Below are 24711 nucleotides of genomic sequence, written 5' to 3'. Positions count from 1 at the left end.
TGTAAAAGAAGGGCGCCTCTGGGCGCCCTTCTTTATTTATGTAGCGCCAGTGCTCCGGCATCCGCTCGCACCGTGTGGGTTTTCCCGCCACAGGAGCCGCCGGCATGGCCACCGAACCCGATAGCACGCTGCACACCCACCTCAAGCAGATTGCCGAGCAAGTCGGCGCAAGTCTGCCCGACCTGCACCAGATGGCCCACGAAGCAGCACGCAAGCTGCTGGCCGGGCAGGGTATCGCCGACGATCCCGACACGTTCTACTGGCACCGCTTCCAGGATGCGCAGTCGAGCAATCGCTCGTACACCGGCTGGATGCACAGCGGTGTACCGGTTGAGTCGATGACCTTCACCGAACTGCTGATCCGGCGCTTTCGCGTCGGCGATCAGGATGCCGCGGATAACCTCAGCCTGATCGGCGGCTTCTACCGCGCCGCAGCCGATGCCGGGCAATTCGATGAGCGCAACGAGATCCGGCTGTTGCCGCAAGTGGTATTGCCGCTGCTCTGGCAACTGGACTTCGCCAGCACCTATCAGGCTGCACTGGGGCATTTCTGGCGGGCGCATGCCGAGTCGGTGCGTACCTTGAGCCGGATCAGTTGCCTCGCGGCCGGGGTGGCCGCCAACCGTGCCGGGCAGTTATCCCGCCAGCAGTTGCAAGGGCTGTTCGATGGGCTCGGCGTGGTGCAGCCGATGGCGCTGAGTCTGGCCGACCTGCAGGGTGCGCATGCCGCGCAGCACGGGGTCACGGTCAGCGCTGTGTGCATCGGTGGCCATGAACTGGTCAGCGCGCTCCTGTTTACCGACGCGCAGGCATTGTGCCTGCTCTACCTGGGCGGGCGCGAGCAACCCGTCGAGGTGTTTGCCGAGATGTCGGCGCTGCACGCCTGGTTGCAGCGGCAGTTGGGCAGCGCGGCAACCTGTCGGGCATTGGTAAACCATTGCGCGGTGGTGGAACCGCAAGCGGCCATTGAGCGTGAACGGGCCTTCCTGCACTTGGGCGGGCTGCCCTCGGCCAGTTTTGCGAGCAGGGTCGAGCTGCGCAGCGTCGGGGCGGACGCTGCCGCCTGGCTGCGCGACCAGGTCCGCCTGCAACTGCATGCGCAGGCCGAGCTGCTGCTGCGCAGTAACGCCGACCTGCGCAAGCAACTGTGGATCGGCTATCTCAGCGCCGGGCTGCGGATTTTCGCACCGATGGCGCCCATGGCCTGGCCACTGGCGCTGCTGGCAGTGCTTGGCGGCATTGCCAACCTGGGGCTGAACATCGATCGGGCGGTAACCGCGCCGAGTACTGTCGAGCGCCGCGCGGCGTTGCTCGGGGCGATGCTTGGCGGCATCGAGCTGTTGCTGAATCTGGCCCTGCTGATCCCGGCGGCGCTGCCATTGTTCGTCCGTCTCGAGCCCTATGCCGCCAGCCCGGTCATCGCTCCTGAAGCACCGGCACTGGCCAATACCCAGGGTGTATTTGCCCTGGAGAGCGGCCAGTACATTCGTCTGGATGGAGTGATCTACCGGGTGCGCTATGAGGTGGCGCTGAAATCCTGGCTGATCGTCGACCCCGAGCGGCCGTTCGCGTTCTACGGCAATTACCCGGTTCGGCTCAATGCCGAGCTGGAGTGGGAGCATGTCGCTGCGCCGTGCCTGCGGGGCGGTGGAGCATGCTTGAGCACACCGCGGACTTCGCCGATGGTGGACGAGACCTTTGCCACAACCCTGGAGATCTACGAAGTGCCGCCGCAGGCGCGCGAAGCGACCCGCGAGCTGCTCGGTGCGGCCTATCGGCGCATGCTCTCCGGCGACTTCTACGACCCTGATTCGGCGCTCAACCCGGTCTGGGACAGCCTGCAACGCCTACGCGCCGGGCTGGTCGAGGAGGCCGAGTTGTTCTTTGAGGAGTTGCCCGGCATTCCCCAGCGTTCCAACCTCTACGCCCCGGACCCGCAGATGCCCGCAGAGCGCTCGCTGCTGCAACTGCTGGAAGAGTCGCGCGGCGTGGTGATCGGCGAAACGCATCAGTCCATCGCCAGCAAACGCTTTCTGATCGAGAACATGCGCACACTGGCGCGCAATGGTGTCGACACGCTGTACTTGGAGCACGTGATGAGCGATCTGCATCAGCTTGATCTCGACCTGTTCAGCCGTACCGGCAAATTGACCAATAGCCTGGAAAGCTACCTGCGCGAGTTGGACGAGGGGCACATGACCGACCCGTCCGGGCAGTTCACCTTCACCCACTTGGTAAAGGCGGCCGGGCAGAGCCGGATTCGCGTGCGCGCCCTGGATTGTGCGGCCAGCTATCGGCTCGATGGCCTCGATGTGATCGGCGCACCCGTGCGTCAGCGGGTGTTCAGTTATTATGCGTCGCGGGTGATCGGTGCCCGACAGTCGCGGCCTGGGTTGCGCCGCTGGGTGGCATTGGTCGGCAACACCCACGTCTGTACCTACAAGGGTGTGCCGGGTCTTGCCCAACTCAGCGATGTGACCGGCATCCGCATCGTCGATGCCGGCGCCGGCCAGGCCACGCAGATGACCCTCGACCCTGGCGAGTACTTCCAGCCCTCGATGAGCCGGCCCGACGGTGTGGTGCGCGCCGACTGGCGGCTGGCGCTGCAGACTCGCAAGCGGCCCTATGCCTACCTGGACCCGTCACTGGCGCCAGCGGGCGTGCGGCGGCCCTGACTGCGGCAACTCTTCACTTAATCTTTCGCAAATGCAGGTGTATCGTATTCGCCCTCATCGCCACGGCCCCGGGGCCGTCGGCAGGCTGTTTTCGCAACAAGAGGTACCTGCTTCGATGTCTTTTACCCGTCGACAAATGCTCAAGGGGCTGACCGGCCTGGTGGTGGTTGGCCTGGGTGCCGGGGGCGCCGCCCGTTACTGGCTGGGCAAGGTCGAGGACGAACAGGCTGGGCATGACTACGAGTTGATCGCCGCTCCGCTCGACGTCGAGCTGGTGCCTGGGCACACCACACAGGCTTGGGCGTTCGGCCCGTCGGCGCCGGGTACCGAACTGCGCGCACGCCAGGGCCAGTGGTTGCGGGTACGCTTCATCAACCGCTTGCCGGTGGCCACCACCATCCACTGGCATGGCATCCGCCTGCCGCTGGAAATGGACGGCGTGCCCTACGTGTCACAACTGCCGGTGTTGCCGGGCGAGTTCTTCGACTACCAGTTCCGCGTGCCGGATGCCGGCAGCTACTGGTATCACCCGCACGTCAACAGTAGCGAAGAGCTGGGCCGCGGCCTGGTCGGCCCGCTGATCGTCGAGGAGCGCGAGCCGACCGGCTTCAAGCATGAGCGCACCCTGAGCCTGAAGAACTGGCACGTTGACGAACAGGGCAATTTCGTCGAGTTCAGCATCCCTCGCGAAGCCGCGCGGGGTGGCACGGCGGGGCGCCTGATCACCATCAACGGCCAGCCTGACGCGGTGGTCGAGATGCCGGCCGGGCAGGTGGTGCGGGTGCGCCTGTTGAACCTGGACAACACCCTGACCTACCGGATCAACCTCAAGGGCAACGTCGAGGCGAAGATCTACGCACTGGACGGCAACCCGATCACCCCGCGGCCGCTGGGCAAGGACTATTGGCTGGGGCCGGGCATGCGCATCTGCCTGGCTATCCGCATGCCGCCGGCCGGCGAGGAGGTGTCGTTACGCGATGGTCCGGTACGCCTGGGTACGCTGCGCTCGGTGGCCAGCAGCGAGGCGCCGGGCGACTGGCCGCCGGCGCTGCCGGCCAACCCGATTGCCGAGCCGGACCTGGCCAATGCCGAGAAGCTCAACTTCAATTTCGAATGGGTCGGTTCGGTCTCGGTGAACACCGAGAACGGCCAGCCGCCGAGCCTCTGGCAGATCAACGGCAAGGCCTGGGACATCACCGACAAGACCTGTGCCGATCGGCCGATCGCCACCTTGCAGAAGGGCAAGAGCTACATTTTCGAGCTGAAGAACATGACCCAGTACCAGCACCCGATTCACCTGCATGGCATGAGCTTCAAGGTCATCAGCTCGAACCGCCGGAAGATCCCCGAGCAGTACTTCACCGACACCTACCTGCTGGGCAAGAACGAGCGTGCGCAGGTGGCGCTGGTGGCGGATAACCCGGGTACCTGGATGTTCCATTGCCATGTGGTCGACCATATGGAAACCGGCCTGATGGCTGCGATCGAGGTGGTGTGATGGGGCGGCCACAGATCATCGATCGCAGTCGCGATCAGGAATTCATGCGCCTGGCGCTGGCGCTGGCAGCCCAAGGCGCGGCCATGGGCGAGGTGCCGGTGGGCGCGGTGCTGGTGCAGCATGGCGAAGTGATTGGCGCCGGCTTCAACTGCCCGATCAGCGGTAGCGACCCGAGTGCGCATGCCGAAATGGTGGCGATTCGTGCGGCGGCGCAGGCGGCGAGCAATTACCGTCTGCCGGGCAGCACCCTGTATGTGACGCTGGAGCCCTGCAGCATGTGCGCCGGGCTGATCGTGCACTCGCGGGTCAACCGCGTGGTGTACGGCGCACTGGAGCCGAAGGCCGGGGTGGTACAGAGCCAGGGCCAGTTCTTCACCCAGGGCTTCTTGAATCACCGGGTGTTGTTCGAGGGTGGGGTGCTGGCGGAGGAGTGCGGGGCGATCCTGAGCGAGTTCTTCAAGGCGCGGCGGGCCAAGGGCTAGCGATTATTGCGCTGGGTTTATCGCCGGCAAGGCTCGCGCGGTCAGATCAGAGCGGCGGCGTCTGCTCGGTCGGCTTGGTCTTGTCGACCCCCGGCACATGCAGGTTGCTCTCGGCCACCTGGCTGCCTTCCAGCTGCGGCTGGGTCACCCAGGTCAGGATGTCGTAGTAGCGGCGGATGTTCGCCACAAAATGCACCGGCTCACCGCCGCGTGCATAACCGTAGCGGGTCTTGCTGTACCACTGCTTCTGCGACAGGCGCGGCAGCATCTTCTTCACGTCCAGCCACTTGTTCGGGTTCAGCCCCTCGTTCTTCGCCAGCTTGCGCGCATCCTCAAGGTGCCCGCTGCCGACGTTGTACGCCGCCAGGGCAAACCAGGTGCGGTCCGGTTCTTCGATCGAATCGTCGAGCTCGGCCTTGACGATCATGAAGTACTTGGCACCACCGATAATGCTCTGCTTGGGGTCCAGCCGGTTCGACACGCCCATCGCCTGCGCGGTGCGCTGGGTCAGCATCATCAGCCCGCGAACGCCGGTTTTCGAGGTAACCTCGGCCTGCCACATCGATTCCTGATAGCCGATGGCGGCCAGCAGTCGCCAGTCCACCTGCTCGACCTTGGCCGAGGCGCGGAAGTGTTTCTCGTATTTGGGCAAGCGTTGCTGCAGGTGCTGGGCAAAGGTGTAGGCGCCGACGTACCCGAGCACGTCGACGTGCCCGTAATAGCGGTCCTTCAGACGTTGCAGGGTGCCGTTCTTCTGCACCTTGTCGAGGAATTCGTTGATCTCGTTGAGCAGGCTGTTGTCGTCACCGGCCGCTACCGCCCAGCGCTGGTCGCGGGCATCGCCGAGGTCGAAGGCGACCCGCACGTTGGGGAAGTACACCTGGTTCATCGCCAGTTCGTTGGAGTCGACCAGGGTCAGGTCGATCTGCCCTTCGTCGACCATCCGCAGCAGGTCGACCACCTCGACCTGATCGGACTCTTCGTAAGTGAGCGCCGGGTACTGCTTCTTCAGTTCGGCCAGTTGCTCGGCGTGGCTGCTGCCCTTGAGCACCAGGATGCGCTTGCCGACCAGGTCGCCGGCATCGGTAGGCCGCGACTTGCCGTTGCGGTAGATGACCTGTGGGGTGACTTCGAGATAGGGGTGGGAGAACCGCGCCTGGGTCTTGCGCTGTTCGCTACTGACCAGGCCCGCTGCCGCCAGCACCGGGCCTGACGGCTGGCCAAGCTGGTTGAACAGATCGTCGATATTGTCGGCCGTCTCGATCTTCAGTTCCACGCCCAGGTCGTCGGCGAAACGCTTCACCAGTTCGTACTCGAAACCGGTTTCGCCGTTGCGGTCCTGGAAGTAGGTGGCTGGACTGTTGCGGGTTACCACGCGCAGCACACCGTCTTCCTTTACGCGCTCAAGGGTGCTGGGTTTTTCAACACAGGCACCGAGCATCAGGAAGAGTCCGGTTGCGATGAGCCATTTGGCGCAGCGCTGGCGCAAAGCAGTCTGGGCAAACATACGATGCAGTATACGCAAAGGACCTGCCGCGCCATATCTCGACAACGCAGCGCTTGTCTGGTAGCAAAATTACAAAATCGGCCGCTTGAAGAAGATTTTTGCACCGTCATGGTGCGTTGCAGCCGTCTGAATGGCTTGCCGATGGCCGGAGGGGGGCCGATGTAGCGTTTCGGGTGCCGTCGGCGGCGGTTTAGGCTAGAATGCACGGCCTCTAAGCACACCCCCTTCCTGAGGCTGTCCCGACGATGTTGATCCTGCGCGGCGCTCCTGCCCTTTCTGCCTTTCGCCACGGTAAATTACTCGAGCAACTGAGCCAGAAAGTCCCCGCTGTTAGTGGTTTGTATGCTGAATTCGCCCATTTCGCCGAGGTTGACGGTGAGCTGAGCGCCGACCAACAGCAGGTGCTCGCGCGCTTGCTCAAGTACGGCCCGAGCGTACCGGTTCAGGAGCCAGCCGGTCGCCTGTTCCTGGTCCTGCCGCGGTTCGGCACCATCTCGCCCTGGTCGAGCAAGGCCAGTGACATCGCCCACAACTGCGGTCTGGAAAACGTCCAGCGCATCGAGCGCGGTATCGCCTTCTACGTCAGCGGTGCGCTGAGCGACGCCGATGTCGCGGCCGTCGCCGACGTGCTGCACGACCGCATGACCCAGATCGTCCTGGCCAGGCTCGAAGACGCCACCGGCCTGTTCAGCCATGCCCAGCCCAAGCCGCTGACTGCCGTCGACATCCTCGGTGGCGGCCGTGCCGCGCTGGAGAAGGCCAACGTCGAGCTGGGCCTGGCCTTGGCCGAAGACGAGATCGATTACCTGGTCAGCAGCTTCCAGGGCCTCAAGCGCAACCCGCACGACATCGAACTGATGATGTTCGCCCAGGCCAACTCCGAACACTGCCGGCACAAGATCTTCAACGCCAGTTGGGATATCGATGGCGAGAGCCAGGAAAAAAGCCTGTTCGGCATGATCAAGAACACCTACCAGATGCACAGCGAAGGCGTACTGTCCGCATACAAGGACAACGCTTCGGTGATCGTCGGTTCGGTGGCCGGGCGCTTCTTCCCGAACCCTGATACCCGCCAGTACGGCGCGGTGCAGGAGCCGGTGCACATCCTGATGAAGGTCGAGACGCACAACCACCCGACGGCCATCGCGCCGTTCCCGGGGGCCTCCACCGGTTCCGGCGGCGAAATCCGCGACGAAGGTGCCACCGGTCGTGGCGCCAAGCCCAAAGCCGGCCTCACTGGCTTCACCGTATCCAACCTGCAGATCCCAGGCTTCGAACAGCCATGGGAGAAGCCGTACGGCAAGCCCGAGCGCATCGTTACCGCGCTGGACATCATGATTGAAGGCCCGCTGGGCGGTGCCGCGTTCAACAACGAATTCGGCCGTCCGGCCCTGACCGGCTACTTCCGTACCTTCGAGCAGTCGATCAGCACCCCGCACGGCGACGAAGTGCGCGGCTACCACAAGCCGATCATGCTCGCCGGCGGTATGGGCAACATCCGTGAAGAGCACGTGCAGAAGGGCGAGATCACCGTCGGCGCCAAGCTGATCGTACTCGGCGGCCCGGCCATGCTGATCGGCCTGGGCGGCGGCGCGGCCTCGTCGATGGCCACCGGCGCCAGCTCGGCCGACCTCGACTTTGCCTCGGTCCAGCGTGAAAACCCGGAAATGGAACGCCGTTGCCAGGAGGTCATCGACCGCTGCTGGCAACTGGGCGACAAGAACCCGATCGCCTTCATCCACGATGTCGGCGCCGGCGGTCTGTCCAACGCCTTCCCGGAGCTGGTCAACGACGGCGGCCGTGGCGGTCGCTTCGAACTGCGCAACGTGCCGAATGACGAGCCAGGCATGGCGCCGCTGGAAATCTGGAGCAACGAATCCCAGGAGCGTTATGTCCTGGCCGTCGATGCTGGCGATTTCGAGCGCTTCAAGGCCATCTGCGAGCGCGAGCGCTGCCCGTTCGCAGTGGTCGGCGAAGCCACTGAAGAAAAGCAACTGACCGTCACCGACAGCCACTTCGGCAACAATCCGGTGGACATGCCACTGGAAGTGTTGCTGGGCAAGGCGCCGCGCATGCACCGTTCGGTGAGCCGCGAAGCCGAGTTGGGCGATGATTTCGACCCAAGCACGCTCGACCTGCAGGATTCGGTTGAGCGCGTGCTGCGGCACCCGGCCGTGGCCAGCAAGAGCTTCCTGATCACTATCGGCGACCGCACCATCACTGGCCTGGTTGCCCGTGACCAGATGGTCGGTCCGTGGCAGGTGCCGGTGGCCGATGTGGCCGTCACCGCCACCAGCTTCGACGTCTACACCGGTGAAGCCATGGCCATGGGCGAGCGTACCCCGCTGGCCCTGCTCGATGCCCCAGCGTCCGGGCGCATGGCGATCGGCGAAACCCTGACCAACATGGCCGCTTCGCGCATCGGCAAGCTGTCCGACATCAAACTGTCGGCCAACTGGATGTCGGCGGCCGGTCACCCGGGCGAAGACGCGCGTCTGTACGACACGGTCAAGGCCGTGGGTATGGAGCTGTGCCCTGAGCTGGGCCTGACCATTCCGGTGGGCAAGGACTCGATGTCCATGAAAACCCGCTGGGAAGATGAAGGCGCCGAGAAGACCGTCACCTCGCCGCTGTCGCTGATCGTCACCGGCTTTGCCCCGGTCACCGACATCCGCAAGACCCTGACCCCGCAACTGCGCATGGACAAGGGCGAAACCGACCTGATCCTGATCGACCTGGGCCGCGGCAAAAACCGCATGGGCGCCTCGATCCTCGCACAGACCCACGAGAAGCTCGGCAGCCAGGCCCCGGACGTCGACGACGCCGAAGACCTGAAAGCCTTCTTCGCCGTGATCCAGGGCCTGAACGCCGATGGCCACCTGCTGGCCTACCACGACCGCTCCGACGGTGGTCTGCTGGTTACTGCGGTGGAAATGGCCTTTGCCGGCCATTGCGGGCTGAACCTGGAACTGGAAGCCCTGACCAGCAAGCGCGAAAAAATTGCCGCCGTGCTGTTCAACGAAGAGCTCGGTGCGGTGATCCAGGTGCGTCAGGACGCTACCCCGGACGTGCTGGCCCAGTTCAGTGCGGCCGGTCTCGGCGAAGACTGCGTGGCGGTGATCGGCCAGCCGGTGAACAACGGCGAAGTCGTGATCAAGCTGGCGGGCGAAGAGCTGTTCCGTGGCGATCGCCGTCTGCTGCAACGCCAGTGGGCGGAAACCAGCTACCAGATCCAGCGTCTGCGTGATAACGCCGTCTGCGCCGACCAGGAATTCGATGCCCTGCTCGAAGAAGACAACCCGGGCCTGAGCGTCAAGCTGGGCTTCGACGTCAATCAGGACATCGCTGCGCCGTACATCAAGAAGGGCATTCGTCCGCAGGTTGCCGTGCTGCGTGAGCAGGGCGTCAACGGCCAGGTCGAGATGGCTGCGGCCTTCGACCGTGCCGGCTTCAATGCCATCGACGTGCACATGAGCGATATCCTCGCCGGCCGTGTCGACCTGAACGCGTTCAAGGGCCTGGTGGCCTGCGGTGGCTTCTCCTACGGCGACGTACTCGGTGCCGGTGAGGGCTGGGCCAAGTCGGCGCTGTTCAACAGCCGTGCTCGCGATGCGTTCCAGCAGTACTTCGAACGTAGCGACAGTTTCACCTTGGGCGTGTGTAACGGTTGCCAGATGATGTCCAACCTGCACGAACTGATTCCGGGCACCGAGTTCTGGCCGCACTTCGTGCGTAACCGTTCCGAGCAGTTCGAAGCCCGGGTGGCGATGGTCCAGGTACAGGAATCGAACTCGATCTTCCTGCAGGGTATGGCCGGTTCGCGTATGCCGATCGCCATTGCCCACGGTGAAGGCCATGCCGAATTCGAAAGCGAAGCGGCCCTGCTCGAAGCCGACCTGTCCGGTTGCGTGGCGCTGCGCTTTGTCGACAACCACGGCAAGGTCACCGAAACCTACCCGGCCAACCCGAACGGTTCGCCGCGTGGGATCACCGGCCTTACCAGCCGCGACGGTCGTGTCACCATCATGATGCCGCACCCTGAGCGGGTCTTCCGTGCCGTGCAGAACTCCTGGCGTCCGGATGACTGGAACGAAGACGCGGCGTGGATGCGCATGTTCCGCAACGCGCGGGCCTGGGTGAACTAAGGGGTGTACAAGCTCGCCTTCTTCGTCCCGCCGAGCCATGTGGAGGTGGTCAAGGCCGCTGTGTTCGCCGCCGGTGGCGGACGCATCGGCGACTACGACTGCTGTGCCTGGCAGGTGTTGGGCCAGGGCCAGTTCCGCCCGTTGGACGGCAGCCAGCCGTTTATCGGGCAGTGCGAGGTGGTTGAGCAGGTCGAGGAATGGCGGGTGGAACTGGTGGTGGCCGACGAGCTGATTGCCCAGGTCGTTGCTGCGCTGAAGCACAGTCACCCTTATGAAACACCGGCCTATGAAGTCTGGCGACTGGCAGACTTCTGAAGGCCACTGAAAAAGCCGCAACCTGTTCAAGGGTTGCGGCTTTTTTATGGTCGTTGTCCGGCCACAGCGCGGGCCGAGCGGCGGCCTCAGCCGTTACACACAACTTCCCGCCCAGCCCGGCGCTGCAACCCCGCGCACGCCATCAAGCCCACTTCAAACAGCAGCCACATCGGCACCGCCAGCAGCGTCTGCGAAAACACATCCGGTGGGGTCAGCAGCATTCCCACCACGAAGCAGCCGACGATCACGTACGGCCGGCTGCGGCGCAACGTGTTCACGTCGGCAAGCCCGGCCCAGACCACGATGAAGGTCGCCACCGGGATTTCGAAGGCCAGGCCGAACGCCAGGAACAGTGCCAGGATGAAGTCCAGGTACAAGCCGATATCGGTCATCATCGCCACCCCATCCGGGGTCACGCTGGCAAAGAAGCCGAACATCATCGGGAACACCACAAAGAAGGCAAAGGCCATCCCGGCGTAGAACAGCCCGATGCTCGACACCAGCAAGGCCCGCGCAATCCGTCGCTCGCGGCGGTACAGGGCCGGCGCCATGAAGCCCCAGAGCTGATGCAGCAACACCGGCATGGCAACGAATACCGCGGCCATCAGGGTCAGCTTGAACGGTGCCAGAAACGGCGAGGTCACGCTGGTGGCGATCATGCTCGCGCCTTCCGGCAGGTAGCGGCGCAGTGGTGCCGAGACCTGGGTGTACAGCGTCTGTGCGAACGGAAACAGACCGAGAAATACCAGGCCGATGCTCAACAGGCAGCGCACCAGCCGTCGGCGCAGGTCGCTCAGGTGGGCGGTCAATGGCAGGTTGCTCATGCGTTCGGCTCCTTGTTTGCCGCCAGGCCTTCAAGCACGGTCTGTGGCGGCAAACTCACGCCCTGGCGCAGCTCCTGTTCCAGCCGCTGCAGCGGTGCGGCGTCCAGTTCCTTGAGGACAATTTCCCGCTCCATCTGCGCGCGCAGCCCGGCCAGGGCTCGCTTTGCCTGCCCCAGGCCGCGGCCCAGGGTGCGTGCTGCCACCGGCAGACGCTCCGGGCCGAGCACCAGCAAGGCGATCACGCCGACCAGCAGCAGCTCGCTAAACCCGACCTCGAACATCAGACGCGCCGTTCCGATTGTGCCTGTTCCGCCGTCAGTGGCGCAGGCTGCTGTACCTGCACCGGGTCTTGCGGCGTGTCCTTGTCGCCCATGGATTTTCGGAAACCCTGGATCGCATCGCCGACGTCCGCACCGAGCCCCTTGAGGCGCTTGGTGCCGAACAGCATGAATACGATCAACAGGACGATCACCAGTTGCCAGATCCCGATACCACCCATGACAAGCCTCCAAGGCTTTGAAAAAGAAGGGCTAATCCTGCCTGCCGTTTATGACGCAAACATGACGCGAATGGGGCGTTGCCATGCGCTTGAAACATCCGCCGTGTTGACTGACGCCTCCTTGAGCGGAATGGGTGGAACATGGCTAGAAAACATCAGGGCGGTGCGGCCTTGCTGATGGTGATCGTGGTGCTGGCGCTGCTGGCCGCTGGGCTGACCTGGCTGGTCCAGGACGGTCGGCAGCAGGTCGATGCGGTACGCCTGTTGCAGCAGCGGTTGCAGGCGCGGGGCATGGAGCAGGCCGGGCTGGCGTTTGCCGAACAGGCCCTGCAAGACCCGACCTGGCGGACCAGCCCGCTGTTCTGGCAGGCCTTGCGCGGCCAGCCGCTGTCGTATGCCTTTGCCGGTGGCTCGGCGCAGTTGCGCATTCGCGACCTGCACGGCTGCTTCAACGTCAACGCGCTGATCGGTGAGGATGCCGAACGCGCCGAGCGCCAGTTGCGCCGCCTGCTCGGCGACGACCTGGCTGCCGAGCGCTTGACCCAGGCCCTGGCCGACTGGATCGACAGCGATTCGCAGAGCCGTCTGCACGGCGCCGAAAACGACCAGTACCGGCGTCAGTCGCCGCCACGCCTGGCGGCCAACCAGATGATGCTCGACATGAGCGAATTGAACCTGCTGCTTGAGCCGGACCCGCAGCGCCAGGCGCGTTACCCGCAACTGTGCGCGCTGCCGGAAACCACCGCTTGGCGGCTGAATGCCAACTCGATCAACCTCGACCAACTGCCGTTGCTCGATGCCCTCTATGAGGGCGAATTTGCCCCGTCGCTGCTGACCCGCATCGTCACAGCCAGGCCGGCCGGCGGCTACCGCGACGCCGCGGCGCTGCGCTCGGCACTTGGCGCGCTGGACGATCAGGCGTTCGAAAAACTCAGTGAGGGGTTGTTGCTCAACAGCCGGCATTTTCTCTTGCAACTGCAATTCGAGCAGGACCAGCAAATGCTCCGCAGCCAGTTCCAGGTGCGGGCCCAGGGCGTGGTGCAATGGCATGCGCTGGTGCCGGCGCAGCGGGTGCAGGTACTCAGCCGGGAGCCGTTGCCGTGGTAAAGCACCTGCGTAGGGGCAGGCGAGTTGCGGGGCGGGGTTGTGAGCTATCAGACGGCAGTACAGCCCTGCCGCGCCGGTGCTGCCCGGTGATGCGCCGCGACGCGTTTACTGTGTGCAAACGCGTCGTGGCGCAGCGGGATCAGACGCCGATTTCACCGCCGTCGTTACGCTGGATCACCACCGTCGAGGCGCGTGGGCGCACCTTGGTGCCGGCCGGCGTAGCCGTGGTGGCGAGGTCCGCCGACGGCCAGTTGTCCGGGTGCTGGATGTTGACGAAGATCGATTTGTTGTCCGGGGTGAAGGCAATCCCGGTCACCTCGCAGCCATTCGGCCCGACGAAGAAGCGCCGCAGGTCGACCTGGTTCTGTGCATTGATCGGCACCTGCTTGCCAGCGGCATTCACCAGGTTGGTCGGGATCACCGCCAGCATCTGGTCGTTGGTGTAGCTGGTCAGGCTGCTTTCGCCGTTGTCGGTCTGGAACCAGAGGATGCCGCGGCTATCGAAGCTCATCCCGTCCGGGCTGGCGAACTGGTTCAGTTCGGTCAGGCCCGAGCGGTTGATGTCCGCCGTACCGGCCGCGTTCGCGCCGAACACGAAAATGTCCCAGCTGAAGCTGTTGTGATCGTCGCTGTCGTGCCAGCGGATGATGTGCCCATGGCGGTTTGGCCCGCGCGGGTTGGCCGCATCGACCTTGGCAGCGGTACGCGCGCTGTTGTTGGTCAGGGTCAGGTACACGTCGCCGTTGAGCGGGTTGACCGTAGTCCATTCCGGGCGGTCCATTGGCGTCGCACCAAGGGCGTCGGCCGCACCACGGGTGTTGAGGATGATCCCCGCGAGGTCGCCATACAGCGAGCCCAGGGTCTGGCCGCTGGCGGTCGGCGTGTTAACGTCGAGCAGCAGCCACACGCCGCTGCCGTCGGCGTTGAAGCGTGCGACATAGAGCTTGCCCTGGTCCATGTACTTGTTGCCGGTGGCGATGCGGTCGGCCGGGTTGGCGTCGGCTGCTTGCCAGACAGCAGTGGAAACGAACTTGTACAGGTACTCGTTGTTCGAGTCGTCGCCCATGTACCAGACCAGTGGCTTGCCGACCACCGGCAGGCCCGGGCAGCAGCCTTCGTGGCGGAAGCGACCGAGGGCGGTGCGTTTCACCGCCAGGGTGCTGGCATTGTACGGATCGATCTCGACGATGTAGCCGTAGGTGCTGGCTTCGTTGCGGTAGTCGTCGATTGCGCTGGCGCCGCTTGGGGTGACGTTGAAGCGGCTGAACTCATCGTTCACTTCCGAGGCATCGCCGGCTGCGGTTTCCCACTTGTAGTTGCCGCTGCTGGTGCTCACGCCGATGCGCTTCTGGTCTGCCGGCAACGTTGCGCTCTTGTTGATGAAGATGCCGGGCCAGTTCTCTTCGCAGGTCAGGTAGGTGCCCCACGGGGTGTAGCCGTTGCCGCAGTTGTTGTTGGTGCCGCGCGCCTGGGTGCCGTTGATCGAGAAGCGCGTCTTGACGTGGTTGGTACCGCGCAGCGGCCCGGAAAGGTTCATCACCGTGGCGCTGGTGAAGCGGCGGTTCAGCGGGTCGTTGTCGACCACCTGCCAGCGGCCGCTGACTTTCTTCAGGCGAATGACACCGGCGCCGTGGGCGTTGATTTCCTTGCGGACTTCTTCGGCCGGGCGCTTGCCAGCGACGCTGGTCGGGCCGGCCGGGTGCAGGGCGTCGGCATCGATGTATTCGTGGTTGATCGCCAGCAGACCGTCTTCGGAGCTGCCGTTGATGGGGAAGAAGTGCATGCCGTCATGGTGCATGCCCACCGCGTTGAGCTGGTCGGTGGAGGTGTTGCTGCCGTCGGCTTTCCAGGGGTTGGCCTTGCTGTTCAGCGGCGTGCCCCAGGGCGCCAGTACATAGGCACTGTAGCCGGCAGCAACCACGCAGGCGTCGGTGCGTGAGCCGGCGATGGAGTTGAAGCCCAGCTTCAGTTTTGCCGGGGTTGGCGGCGCCACAACCGGATCGTCGTCGTCCGAACCGCCACTGTCGAAACAGCCGCTCAGGCCGGTGCCGGCAATCATCGCAATCGCGGCGCCCAGGCCACCGCGTACGACACTGCGGCGGCTCAGGAAAGTGTCCAGAACGGAATCCATCGGCACGTTGCCACTCAGGTTCCGGTTCAGGTTGTCGCCGGTATCTCGACTCATCAGGGGTGTCCTTTTTCTGGATGAAGGCGTTTTTGGGAAACCGGGACTGTAGAGAGCGAGTGTGTCGATTGCTTGGCAGTTTTGTTAAGACCCGTTGAAACAGCCTGTTCCAGCGAGCCTGGTATTTCTGCCAGTAGTCATGTATCGGGCTGGGGCGTAGTAATGGGCGGACAACAAATGGAGGTAGAGCACAACCTCCTGCTCTGCCATGAAGTCGCTGCAGGTTGTTTGCCTGTATAGGCTATGTCGGAAGCCTAGTCATGACAGTAGAAAGCCCCATTGATATTGAAACACTGGTCTTCGCTACGGAAAATCTTCAGTTCGATAGCAACAGCGTGCTGAAGGGTTTTATTGCTTACAACCAGCCGCATGAGCATTACCGGGTCACGCGCAGCGTCGATCTTTCGGCCTTCATGCCCAGTATGCCGCCGTTCCCATCCAACCCGCCGGTGGACGGGCCCTTCACTGAGCACAATGTGCCGCTGATGGGATATCTCTGTGTCCCCGCCGACAGCTGTTTCGCCAATGTCGGACCGTTTCCGCTGGTCTTGTTTCAGCATGGTAACAATGGAACACCGGTCGATGTTGCGCCGGGGTACAAGTACCTGTGTGAGTTGCTGGCTTCCCAGGGGATTATCGCCGCCTCGATAGCGGTGTGCCCCCTGATGGCTGAATGCGAGATGCCGCAATGGCCCAAGGGAGCCCCACGTATGGCTAAACGAGCGATCTATACCCTCGAATGCCTTAAACAATTCAGGCTGTGGAACAGTGACGTGAGCCATTCGCTTGGCGGGAAAATCGATCTGACGCGTGTGATGCTGGTGGGCCATTCGACCAGCGGCCGCGATATCGGACTTGCCAGTTACATCAACACCCTCGATAGCGTTCAAGGGCTGCCGCCTGAGCAAGGGGCTGATTATCCATGGGTTGAGCTGAACAACGGCGAGCATAACGTGGGGCCGTATCACTTCGGGATAAAAGCCATCCTGAGTATCGAACCCAGCAGCCCGAGTACCTACCTTCACGAGTTGCCCTACGGCTACCACTTCTCCACCGATACGGTTTTTCGTACCCGTTGGCAACACGATACGGCGAACCGTGTCGATCCGCACAAGCCGTATGAATAGTTGGCCGGCATCCTGCGTAGTGAACTGAAGTCCATCAGTTTTGTATTTTCCGGACGCCAGCCGGGTGCCGTGTTCAGCAACGGCATTGCGTTCTCAAAATAAGGACTCAATCGATTTATCACACCTGAGGCATTCCTGCCGTGGCCTTGAATAACGTACTGAGGGTTTCTATGGAACTTGATAATCCAGCTGAGTGTGGGCCGTTTGGAAGGCCGAACGCCATGGTGTTCGCCTCGCGCGACGTCGGCTTCAACCCTGAAGGGAGGATGCGTCATTACACGGTCTACAACACGCCGCACCCCGACTATGTATTCGAGCGGCGTGTCGATTTATCTGCGTTCTTGAGAGAGATGCCGGATGTGGGTTCGACGCCTCCGGAGAAGATGCCCTTTACCGAGAAGAATGTGCCGTTGATGGGATACGTCTGCGTACCCGAGGGTGACGGGCCCTTTCCCTTGGCCTTGCTGCATCACGGCAACTACGACTACCAGACCGACTCGGCGGCGGGCTTTATCTATCTCTGTGAATTGTTGGCTTCCCATGGAATAGTTGCAGCGTCCATGGCCACGATCTGGCTAGCGTTTGACGTTGACGGTGAAGGCTGGCCGTATGGTGTAGAACCCCGTATAGGCAAACGGGCTATTTACACGCTGGAGTATGTAAAACAGTTCAGGGCGTGGAATGAACAACCTGACCATCCCTTGTACGGGAAAATGGACCTGAACAGTGTCATGTTGCTGGGGCACTCGACCAGTGGTCCGGATGTCGGCACCGCCACCTATATCAATCAGTTGCTTGAAGTCCCGGGGCGTCCGCCAGATTCGGCGAGTGCCTACCCCAGCATACCGCTGGACGGAACAAATGGCCTTGGCCCTTATGGTTTTGGTATTCGTGCCATTGTCAGCATTGAGCCGCGGGAGTCCGCTTTTGATGTCGACGTTACGCCTTACGGTAACCCGGACCTCAGTGTCGACTACTTCAATATCGAAGCCAGCAGTATGGGGCGCTGGCAGTACGACACCACCAGCCGTGTCAATCCGGATACCCCCGAGGCAACCGATGGGCATATAAAGTCGCAGTGGAAAATGTACGGGGGCCTGCACCACACATTCAATACGCTATGGAACCCTGACGACCCACAGCCGTTGCCCCCCGAGGACCAGCGGACAATTGCCAAGCTCTATATCGCAACCATTGCACTGGCCGTATTGAAGAGGCAGGACGCTTATCGGGAGATATTGCGGGACCACCGGCTGGCGTCGGCATGGCTGCCAAAGGATGCAACCCTGTTTTCGCTGTATCAGGATGACCAACGGCTTTTTCTCCAACACCATCAGGAGCCTGACAGTTTCCCGGAGGTGGTTATTTCCGCTCCGTTTGCCGGCAGGGTGACGACAACGCCGAACCTGCGCGCAGAGCGGGTACGGCAGCGATACCTTCCGTACATGCGCAAGCGCGACGCCTACTACCTGGCGTTGTCGTGGATGAAGGAGGCGTTGTCGCCGGTCTATACGCTGGAGCTGGAAAAAATAACGGCGACGTTGGACAGGTTCAGTGTCATCTCGCTAGGCCTGGGGCAGGGGGTTGTCGAGGAAACATCGAAACAGGGTTGGCTGGGCAGGTTGATCTCACAGGTTTTGCAGGTTTTCAGGGGGGGCGGCCAGCCAGATGCGAAAACCTGTACCGAGCAACCCGAGCTGAAACTCAAGCTGGTGTTCAGCGATGCGTACGGGCACTCGGTCACTTTCGACGTCAGCGAGTTCGCGCGCATTCTTTACCCTGAAAAGCCGGCATTTATCCAGTTTCAGTCTGTGCGTATTCCCCTTGCCCGTTTGAAGGCGGCCGGGGTAATCGTGGAAGAACTGAGCTCGATCAGTTTTGTCTTTGATGGCTCCACGCCGGGTGTTTTGTACAGCAACGGGATTCAGTTTTCCTTGTAGCGATCTTCTGCCGCTCTGCATCGGGCGTTTGTATTGATCCGGGGTTCCGGGGCTGCGGTAAACGCCTGTCAGATAGCTGCCATCAAACCGTCATGGTTCCTGCCCAAACTGCCGCCCCGACAAACACTCAAGGGTAGAACGGCAGGGATGATGGCGAGCATACGCAGACGTGAAGTAGTGAGCTGGATGGGCGTCGGCGCCATGGCCCCCTGGCTGACGGCCTGTTCGGGGCTTGCCACCAGGGCGTCGGGCGAGTCGGCGGCCGTCGATCTGTTGTATGTCGCCGATACCCTCGATGCACGCCAGCCGGGTCGCCCGGTGGTGCCGGCGACCCGGCTGGGACCGGTCACGCACTTGGGGCGCGCGCCGTGGATGACCGGGCCTAGCACTCGTCAGGTGCGTAGCGAACTTAACCCGCTGCTCGATGCCAAGCTTGCCGACAGCGTCCAGACTGGCGGCTACGCGGTACTGGCGGCGTTGCTCGAACAACTGCGCGAGGAGAGCGGGGCGGACAATTGCCTGACCCTGGAAAACGGCCAGGGCTGGAACGGCAGCGGTCTGGCTTATCTCACCCAGGGCGACAGTGGGGTGCAAGGCAGCCAATTGCTCGGCAGTGAGGTGCGGGTCAGCAGCGACGAGCGCGTGCTCTGGCCGCAGCGCTGCGCGGGGCTTTACCGCAGCTTCGCGCAGCCGGTGCTCGGCGCCGGGCTGGCGCCCGAGCAAGCGCAGGCACTGGGGGTGAAGCCGTTCGTGGTGGTGCGCCGTGGTGGCGTACGGGTGGCGTTGATTGGCGTGACCGATCCGTATGCGCAGGATCAGAACGTCTCGCTCAAGCAGTGGTATCAGACGTTGCTGCCGGTGGCCGAACAGGCCCGTCGTGAGGCCGACCTGGTTGTCGCCCTGGCCGACGTCGGCACGGGGCCGGGTCTGTGGTTGGCAGAGCGCCTGGGCGATGTCGACCTGTTGTTGTGTGCGCGTGGCCAGGACTTCTGGCCAGCGCCGGTCGAGGTATTGCAGGCCAGTGGCAAGCGTGTGCCGGTGTTGTTGGCGGGGTGTCGGGCCAGCGGTGCGTTTCGGATTCGGTGCCAGCAGCAGGCTGGGGAGTGGCGCTTTGTGGCGCAGTTCCACCCGGCCTTCGAGCAACTGCTCACGCCTAAGGCCCAGGCCCATGCGGCGCAGTTGCGTGGTCAGTTGCAACAACAGCGCGCTGGCCATGCTGCCTGGCTCGACCAGCCGCTGGCGTGGGCGCCCGAGGCGCTGTGGCGGCGTGACACCCGTGGCGGCAGTTGGGACCGTTTGCTGCATCAGGCCCTGGCCGATGGCAGCTCGATTCCGGTGCTGTTGCCGGGGCTGCGCTACGACAACCCGCTGGCGGCGGGCCAGCCGATCACCCGCGAGCACTTGATCTGCTTGACCGGTGGCTACCCGGCGCCGGTGGTCGAGGCACCGGCCAAGCAGGTCGAGCAGGTGCTGGAGAACGCGGCCGAGCAGCTGTTTGGCGATCCGTTGCTGCTCGACAATAGCCAGGACTTGCCGCGTTGGCAGGGCCAGGTTTGGCAGGTCAGCTACAGCCCGATGGGCAAGCGCGTGTCCGGGCTGGGGGCGGTCGAGGGCGTGTGTCGCACCTTTGGTTTGCAGTTCGACGTGGCGGCGGCTGAGCCGTTGTGGCAGCGGGTCGAAGCCTGGTTGGCGCAGCAGCCGGCGGACTGGCGTCTGCCGTCGTTGCAACTGCCGCAGGTGCGCTATGTGCAGGGGCATCCGGGCTGGCATCCACGGGAGCTGGCCAGTTGAGCGGTGCGGCGCGCTTACTCAGTGTTGTCGGTCTGACGCTGGCGGCCTGGCTGGCGGCGCAATGCCTGCTGATGCTCGGCCGCGAGCCGCTGCCTGCCAGCGCGCCGGCAGCGCCGGAGGTGCCGTTGTCGGGGTTGTTGATCGGCTACTGGCAGGCCGCGCCGGACAGTGGCGCCATTCCGCTGACGCGGTTGCCGGTGGAGTACCTCGGCGGTCTCAAGGCGTTGCCGGTCAGCGCGACGGTGGTGGTGCTGCGGTTTGGCCAGAATGTGCGCACCTACACGCGTGGACAGCGCCTGGCGCCGGGGATTGTGCTGCAGGAGATCGACAGCGAAGGGCTGATTTTCGATAACCAGGGCCGCCGGGAACGTTTGCCTTGGCCGCCGCGGGCGGTTGTTAGCGGGTTTAAACGGCAGGGGTGAGGGGGACGGGGGATTGCTGTTCCAACTGCGTCGGCGTTTTTGCCTCGACCCGGCCCCACGCCTTATAAAACCCGCGCCAGACGAACTGCCCGCTCTCATCGGTCATGTCCAGCGGCGTGCCGAGCTGGTCGGTGTGGAAGTAATAGCGCTGGGCGCGGCGTTCCGGTTGTAGCGGGTCGGTGTCGGTGCGTGCCAGTGGTGCATAGCTGTCCGGCTCGTACACATACAGGCTGTGCAGCTCGCGCTTGTGCTCCATCAGCATGCGCAGGCCTTGCCAGACAAACGCCGTGCGCTCGGTTTCCGGCTCATCCCGGTCATGCAGGGTGACGTCCTTGGCGATGCGCCGACCGAGGCAGTCGTAGTGATAGCGCCCCTCGCGCAGCAACCACGGGCCCTTCCAGGTTTTGGCGTGGATCAGGCGGTTCTCGCAGTCGTACTGGAAACGCTGGAAGGCGTCGTTGCCCTGGTTGCCGTAACCCTTATGGCTCAGGTTGCCCCAGCTGTCGTAGCGGAACTCAAGATGGCCGAAACCACTGAGGCGATGGTTTACAAGAATGCCGCTAAGTAATTAGTGTCCGCGCTTGAGTACATCAAGTATGACTTTGGTTGGTCTCGTTCTGCCCTTTCCATATTTGGTTTTTCATTCGGTTTTTACTAGAAAGTTTTTGCTGGCGTACTTTCTGATTGAGTCTTCAAGTGTTTCTATATTGACCCCTGCTGATGCCCCGGAGTTTCGGGAATACATTGCCTATTCCACCATCTTCCACGCAAGCTGGATGCGGCGCCTAGAAAGTATTTAAATGGGGCTCTCAGAGGTTATTTTTCGACTCTCAGCGTAACTCCTACAATTTTCTGACTTTCTAAAATGGCCGCCAGGCTATCAGTTACGATAACGAGGTCGGTGCTTTCAAGTGCGCGAAACATATGATGTGCTGGGTTTCCATTTTTGAGCACGACATGTGTAAAAGTCTTTGGTCCATTCGGCATGTAGGTAAGCAGTGGTTTAGATGTGCTTTCGGTAAGATTTATAGCTGACTCGCACCGAGTGTAGTGGATAACGCTGAATCCGAAAAGCTCTTGTGATCCATTGGAAATTGAAGCCGGGAAAAACTGAATGTCTTCGCTATCAACATTTCCGGCTATAATCGAAGCGAGTTTTTTGCTAACTAAGTCTGGGCCGCTGCTAAATAGGTAGTCGTACTTTGATAGTCTGAACAAATTTGCTCGCTTGTCAGCTTCAAATTTTAACAATGGAATATCGAGTGGATTGATTTTGCTGCATGATATAAACCTAAGCTGCTCGATATTTTTTCTTCGTTATAGTTGAGCCAGTAGCGTTCTGGATAGCTTTCAGAAATATCTAGGATTCGCATTAGCATGTGCCTCCGCCTCTTATTGAGGCTTTATTTAGTAGGGTTTTTCCACGCCTCAGATCTTGGCGGTTTTGCATAACAAGATCATCAGCGGCGTTTCGGTATTGAGTTGTATTCCAGTTATTTTTACTTCCTAACTCTAGAGCCATATTTAAATCTCCTTTTATTTTTTTTGAATAGCTTGGGTGAGGTCCTCTATGAATAGTCCGTACAGGGTGGCTCTCAGCGTATTTCGGAAGATGGATAACATTGTTTAATTCATGGATTTTGAAATCAGCAGCTTTAAGTACAGGGTGTGCTCTGAGTTGCTGAGGGATAATGTGGTGTTTCTCAAATCCAGGAATACTGCGCATTGTGTTGTAGGTGGTTTGTCCCTCAGGATCAACCCACCCCGTAGGATTCACCGCATACCGATAAAGATTCACCCCTCCCGCCAACCCAATCGGATCCTGCGTAGTAAACCGCCCCACCCCCGGGTCGTAATAGCGGAAGGTGTTGTAATGCAGATACGTTTCCGCGTCGTAGTACTGCCCCTGCAAGCGCAGGTTCTGTTCCAACTGCGTCGGCGTTTTTGCCTCGACCCGGCCCCACGCCTTATAAAACCCACGCCAGACGAACTGGCCGTTCTCGCCGGTCATGTTCAACGGAATACCGAAATGACCGGTGTAGTAATAGCATGGGACGCTAAAAGTCGTCGTAACAGTCTTGGTCGAGCCCTTCTATATTCAGGAAGCTATTCGTGGTTAAGCCACTTGATTATTTGAGTTGCATAGCTTTTTGCCCCTTGTACTTTAATTGATTTCAAGTAGGCCTCTAAATCTTTTTTACCTCTGCGCGCAAGCAGGATCTCAATTAAGTTGTTAATGAGATAACCTTGTGAGTATTTTTCGCATCTCGTGTTTTCTGACTCTCCGGAAATACCTATGCTTTCATCAAGGTCGTACGTTGCCTTATGCTTTCTCATTGTGTAGCTGGCTGCGACTCCACTTAGTTTGGTGAGGCATTCTTCGATGTCAACTATCTCCACTTGCGCCGCCATCATTTTCTTTTGCGTAATTATAGAGTGTGCGTCGCTGTATTCGCCCTGCACTTCTATTGAGGTCAGCAAATTAATTTTTTGAAGATTTTTCTGGTAGTTGTCGCTGGCGATAAACTCTACCACCCTATTTGCGCTTACCATATGTCAATACCTTTTATTATCTTGACTAAGTCATATCCCACATGGCGAAACGAATCAGCTACTTCATGTTCCCAAGGAGTCACGATGTCTAAGTTGCTTATTTCGTGTACGCTTTCGCCACCGACCCGTTGCGGAATTGATGAGTGATGCAGCTCCATTGAGATGTCTTTGACTGACGAAATATCTGTTTTCCTGTTAATTGCCTCCACAGTTAGCCTCGGCGCTTTCCCCTGCGCCATCCTTGCGATATTCGCTGGAGAATAGACGCGGCTAGGATCTTTCGCTTCGCTCTTCCAGACGTTTTTCCGCGCAGTACTCCAGCATTCCCATCCCCACGGATCAACCCACCCCGTAGGATTCACCGCATACCGATAAAGATTCACCCCTCCCGCCAACCCAATCGGATCCTGCGTAGTAAACCGCCCCACCCCCGGGTCGTAATAGCGGAAGGTGTTGTAATGCAGATACGTTTCCGCGTCGTAGTACTGCCCCTGCAAGCGCAGGTTCTGTTCCAACTGCGTCGGCGTTTTTGCCTCCACCCGGCCCCACGCCTTATAAAACCCGCGCCAGACGAACTGCCCGCTCTCATCGGTCATGTCCAGTGGCGTACCGAGCTGGTCGGTGTGGAAGTAATAGCGCTGGCCGCGGCGTTCCGGCTGGAGCGGGTCGGTGTCGATCCGCGCCAGTGGCGCGTAGCTATCCGGCTCGTACACATACAGGCTGTGCAGCTCGCGCTTCTGCTCCATCAGCATGCGCAGACCTTGCCAGACAAACGCCGTGCGCTCGGTTTCCGGCTCATCCCGGTCATGCAGGGTGACGTCCTTGGCGATGCGCCGACCGAGGCAGTCGTAGTGATAGCGCCCCTCGCGCAGCAACCACGGGCCCTTCCAGGTCTTGGCATGGATCAGGCGGTTCTCGCAGTCGTACTGGAAACGCTGGAAGGCGTCGTTGCCCTGGTTGCCGTAACCCTTATGGCTCAGGTTGCCCCAGCTGTCGTAGCGGAACTCAAGATGGCCGAAACTACTGAGGCGATTGCCCGGCGCTTCGCGAAAATTGAACGCCGACAGCGAGATATTGCCCGGTGCGTCGTAGCTGAAATCCTCGTTCTGCAATGCCACCGGCGAACGCCGGATCTCACGGCTGCGCAGGTTGCCGGCGGCGTCGTAGCGGTAGGCGTTGATGCCGCGCAGCATGTCCTGGGTTTTTTCGACTTCGCCGCCCTTGGTGTAGTAGTACACCCGGTTCAACCAGGTCTTCGGGTGCTCCGGCAGGCCGAGCAGATGTTCCTTCTGCTGGATCAACCGCAGCGTGTCGGCATGGCTCAGGTGCATCGCCGCCTGGAAGGTCTTGCGGCCGAGGCCGTCGTAGTGGAAACGACTGGTCAGCGCGCCCTGGGTGCGCAGGACTTCCTGGTGCAGGGCATCACGCTCGATGTCGCTGATCAGCGTGCCGTCGAGGTTGATCTGGTGCACATGGCCGCTGCCGTAATGCAGGTGGTTGAGCGTGCGGCCGTCCGGGGTGGTGAGCTGGGTAAGGTTGCCAAGGGCGTCGTATTGATAGGCCACCGGGCCGAGTACGCCGCGCTCTTCCAGCAGCCGCCCGGCCAGGTCGTACTTGAACGACAACCGGTCCGCGTCGATC

18 protein-coding genes and 1 pseudogene are annotated in these 24711 nt (G+C 61.6%); 10 read left to right on the top strand and 9 right to left on the bottom strand.

Going from position 1 to position 24711, the window contains the following annotated elements:
• Positions 1 to 104 precede the first annotated feature (104 nt).
• The 3 genes from DCO48_RS21090 (at position 105) to tadA (ending at position 4655) form a co-directional block, all read left to right on the top strand.
• Positions 105 to 2675 (top strand): membrane-targeted effector domain-containing toxin, encoded by a 2571-nt coding sequence (locus DCO48_RS21090; protein WP_116552546.1) that lies wholly within the window; start codon positions 105 to 107, stop codon positions 2673 to 2675.
• A gap of 115 nt (positions 2676 to 2790) precedes the next feature.
• Complete coding sequence (locus tag DCO48_RS21085) at positions 2791 to 4173, top strand: multicopper oxidase family protein (protein ID WP_116552545.1); 1383 nt, start codon at positions 2791 to 2793, stop codon at positions 4171 to 4173.
• Entirely contained in the window at positions 4173 to 4655 is a 483-nt protein-coding gene (tadA, locus tag DCO48_RS21080) for a tRNA adenosine(34) deaminase TadA (protein ID WP_116552544.1), read from the top strand. Before DCO48_RS21085 ends, tadA begins: the two co-directional genes overlap by 1 nt.
• 46 nt (positions 4656 to 4701) lie before the next feature.
• Here tadA and mltF read toward each other — a convergent pair whose 3' ends face one another.
• The gene (gene mltF, locus DCO48_RS21075) at positions 4702 to 6162 is read right to left on the bottom strand and encodes a membrane-bound lytic murein transglycosylase MltF (RefSeq protein WP_116552543.1); all 1461 of its coding nucleotides are present in this window, start codon (positions 6160 to 6162) and stop codon (positions 4702 to 4704) included.
• Between the two features lie 245 nt (positions 6163 to 6407).
• Here mltF and purL point away from each other — a divergent pair, with 245 nt between their 5' ends.
• Both purL and DCO48_RS21065 read left to right on the top strand, forming a co-directional pair.
• A complete protein-coding gene (purL, locus tag DCO48_RS21070) occupies positions 6408 to 10307 on the top strand; it encodes a phosphoribosylformylglycinamidine synthase (RefSeq protein WP_116552542.1) in 3900 nt (1299 codons plus the stop codon).
• A 3-nt stretch (positions 10308 to 10310) separates the two neighbouring features.
• Complete coding sequence (locus tag DCO48_RS21065) at positions 10311 to 10622, top strand: YqfO family protein (RefSeq protein ID WP_116552541.1); 312 nt, start codon at positions 10311 to 10313, stop codon at positions 10620 to 10622.
• An 86-nt stretch (positions 10623 to 10708) separates the two neighbouring features.
• On the opposite strand, the gene tatC is transcribed toward DCO48_RS21065, so the two are convergent.
• Genes tatC through tatA form a run of 3 tightly spaced genes read right to left on the bottom strand, consistent with a single transcriptional unit; the run spans position 10709 to position 11945 of the window.
• On the bottom strand, positions 10709 to 11446 hold the full coding sequence (gene tatC, locus DCO48_RS21060; protein WP_116552540.1) for a twin-arginine translocase subunit TatC: 738 nt from the start codon (positions 11444 to 11446) through the stop codon (positions 10709 to 10711).
• Positions 11443 to 11727 carry a Sec-independent protein translocase protein TatB gene (tatB, locus tag DCO48_RS21055; RefSeq protein ID WP_116552539.1) on the bottom strand — a complete coding sequence of 95 codons (285 nt, stop codon included), beginning with the start codon at positions 11725 to 11727 and terminating at the stop codon, positions 11443 to 11445. Before tatB ends, tatC begins: the two co-directional genes overlap by 4 nt.
• A complete protein-coding gene (gene tatA, locus DCO48_RS21050; protein ID WP_116552538.1) occupies positions 11727 to 11945 on the bottom strand; it encodes a twin-arginine translocase TatA/TatE family subunit in 219 nt (72 codons plus the stop codon). Before tatA ends, tatB begins: the two co-directional genes overlap by 1 nt.
• A gap of 141 nt (positions 11946 to 12086) precedes the next feature.
• Between tatA and gspK the strand changes: the two genes are divergently transcribed.
• Positions 12087 to 13052, top strand: coding sequence for a type II secretion system minor pseudopilin GspK (gspK, locus tag DCO48_RS21045; RefSeq protein ID WP_116552537.1), 966 nt, complete (start codon positions 12087 to 12089; stop codon positions 13050 to 13052).
• 139 nt (positions 13053 to 13191) lie between these two features.
• On the opposite strand, the gene DCO48_RS21040 is transcribed toward gspK, so the two are convergent.
• Positions 13192 to 15237, bottom strand: a complete 2046-nt coding sequence (locus DCO48_RS21040) for a PhoX family phosphatase (RefSeq protein WP_116552536.1) — start codon at positions 15235 to 15237, stop codon at positions 13192 to 13194.
• A 260-nt stretch (positions 15238 to 15497) separates the two neighbouring features.
• Here DCO48_RS21040 and DCO48_RS21035 point away from each other — a divergent pair, with 260 nt between their 5' ends.
• From DCO48_RS21035 to DCO48_RS21020, 4 genes are all read left to right on the top strand, one after another.
• Positions 15498 to 16364 (top strand): hypothetical protein, encoded by an 867-nt coding sequence (locus DCO48_RS21035; protein WP_116552535.1) that lies wholly within the window; start codon positions 15498 to 15500, stop codon positions 16362 to 16364.
• A gap of 170 nt (positions 16365 to 16534) precedes the next feature.
• A complete protein-coding gene (locus tag DCO48_RS21030) occupies positions 16535 to 18304 on the top strand; it encodes a hypothetical protein (protein ID WP_133247626.1) in 1770 nt (589 codons plus the stop codon).
• Positions 18305 to 18451: 147 nt separating this feature from the next.
• A complete protein-coding gene (locus tag DCO48_RS21025) occupies positions 18452 to 20095 on the top strand; it encodes a lipoprotein UxpA (protein ID WP_116552533.1) in 1644 nt (547 codons plus the stop codon).
• Positions 20092 to 20517, top strand: coding sequence for a pilus assembly protein PilZ (locus DCO48_RS21020; RefSeq protein WP_116552532.1), 426 nt, complete (start codon positions 20092 to 20094; stop codon positions 20515 to 20517). Before DCO48_RS21025 ends, DCO48_RS21020 begins: the two co-directional genes overlap by 4 nt.
• Here DCO48_RS21020 and DCO48_RS21015 read toward each other — a convergent pair.
• The 4 genes and pseudogenes from DCO48_RS21015 to DCO48_RS20995 form a co-directional block, all read right to left on the bottom strand.
• Positions 20501 to 20902, bottom strand: a complete 402-nt coding sequence (locus DCO48_RS21015) for an RHS domain-containing protein (protein WP_116552531.1) — start codon at positions 20900 to 20902, stop codon at positions 20501 to 20503. The genes DCO48_RS21020 and DCO48_RS21015 overlap by 17 nt on opposite strands.
• A 987-nt stretch (positions 20903 to 21889) precedes the next feature.
• Positions 21890 to 22552, bottom strand: a pseudogene (locus DCO48_RS23360) (RHS repeat-associated core domain-containing protein); the annotation flags it as partial.
• A gap of 71 nt (positions 22553 to 22623) precedes the next feature.
• Complete coding sequence (locus DCO48_RS21000) at positions 22624 to 23070, bottom strand: hypothetical protein (RefSeq protein WP_116552528.1); 447 nt, start codon at positions 23068 to 23070, stop codon at positions 22624 to 22626.
• On the bottom strand, positions 23064 to 24711 hold a 1648-nt coding region (locus DCO48_RS20995; RefSeq protein ID WP_177410630.1), incomplete at its 5' end, for an RHS repeat-associated core domain-containing protein. The genes DCO48_RS21000 and DCO48_RS20995, both read right to left, overlap by 7 nt.

It is taken from the genome of Pseudomonas sp. SDI (genome assembly GCF_003105155.1).
Taxonomy (GTDB): domain Bacteria; phylum Pseudomonadota; class Gammaproteobacteria; order Pseudomonadales; family Pseudomonadaceae; genus Aquipseudomonas.
This window is presented reverse-complemented; position numbering and strand designations above follow the sequence as displayed.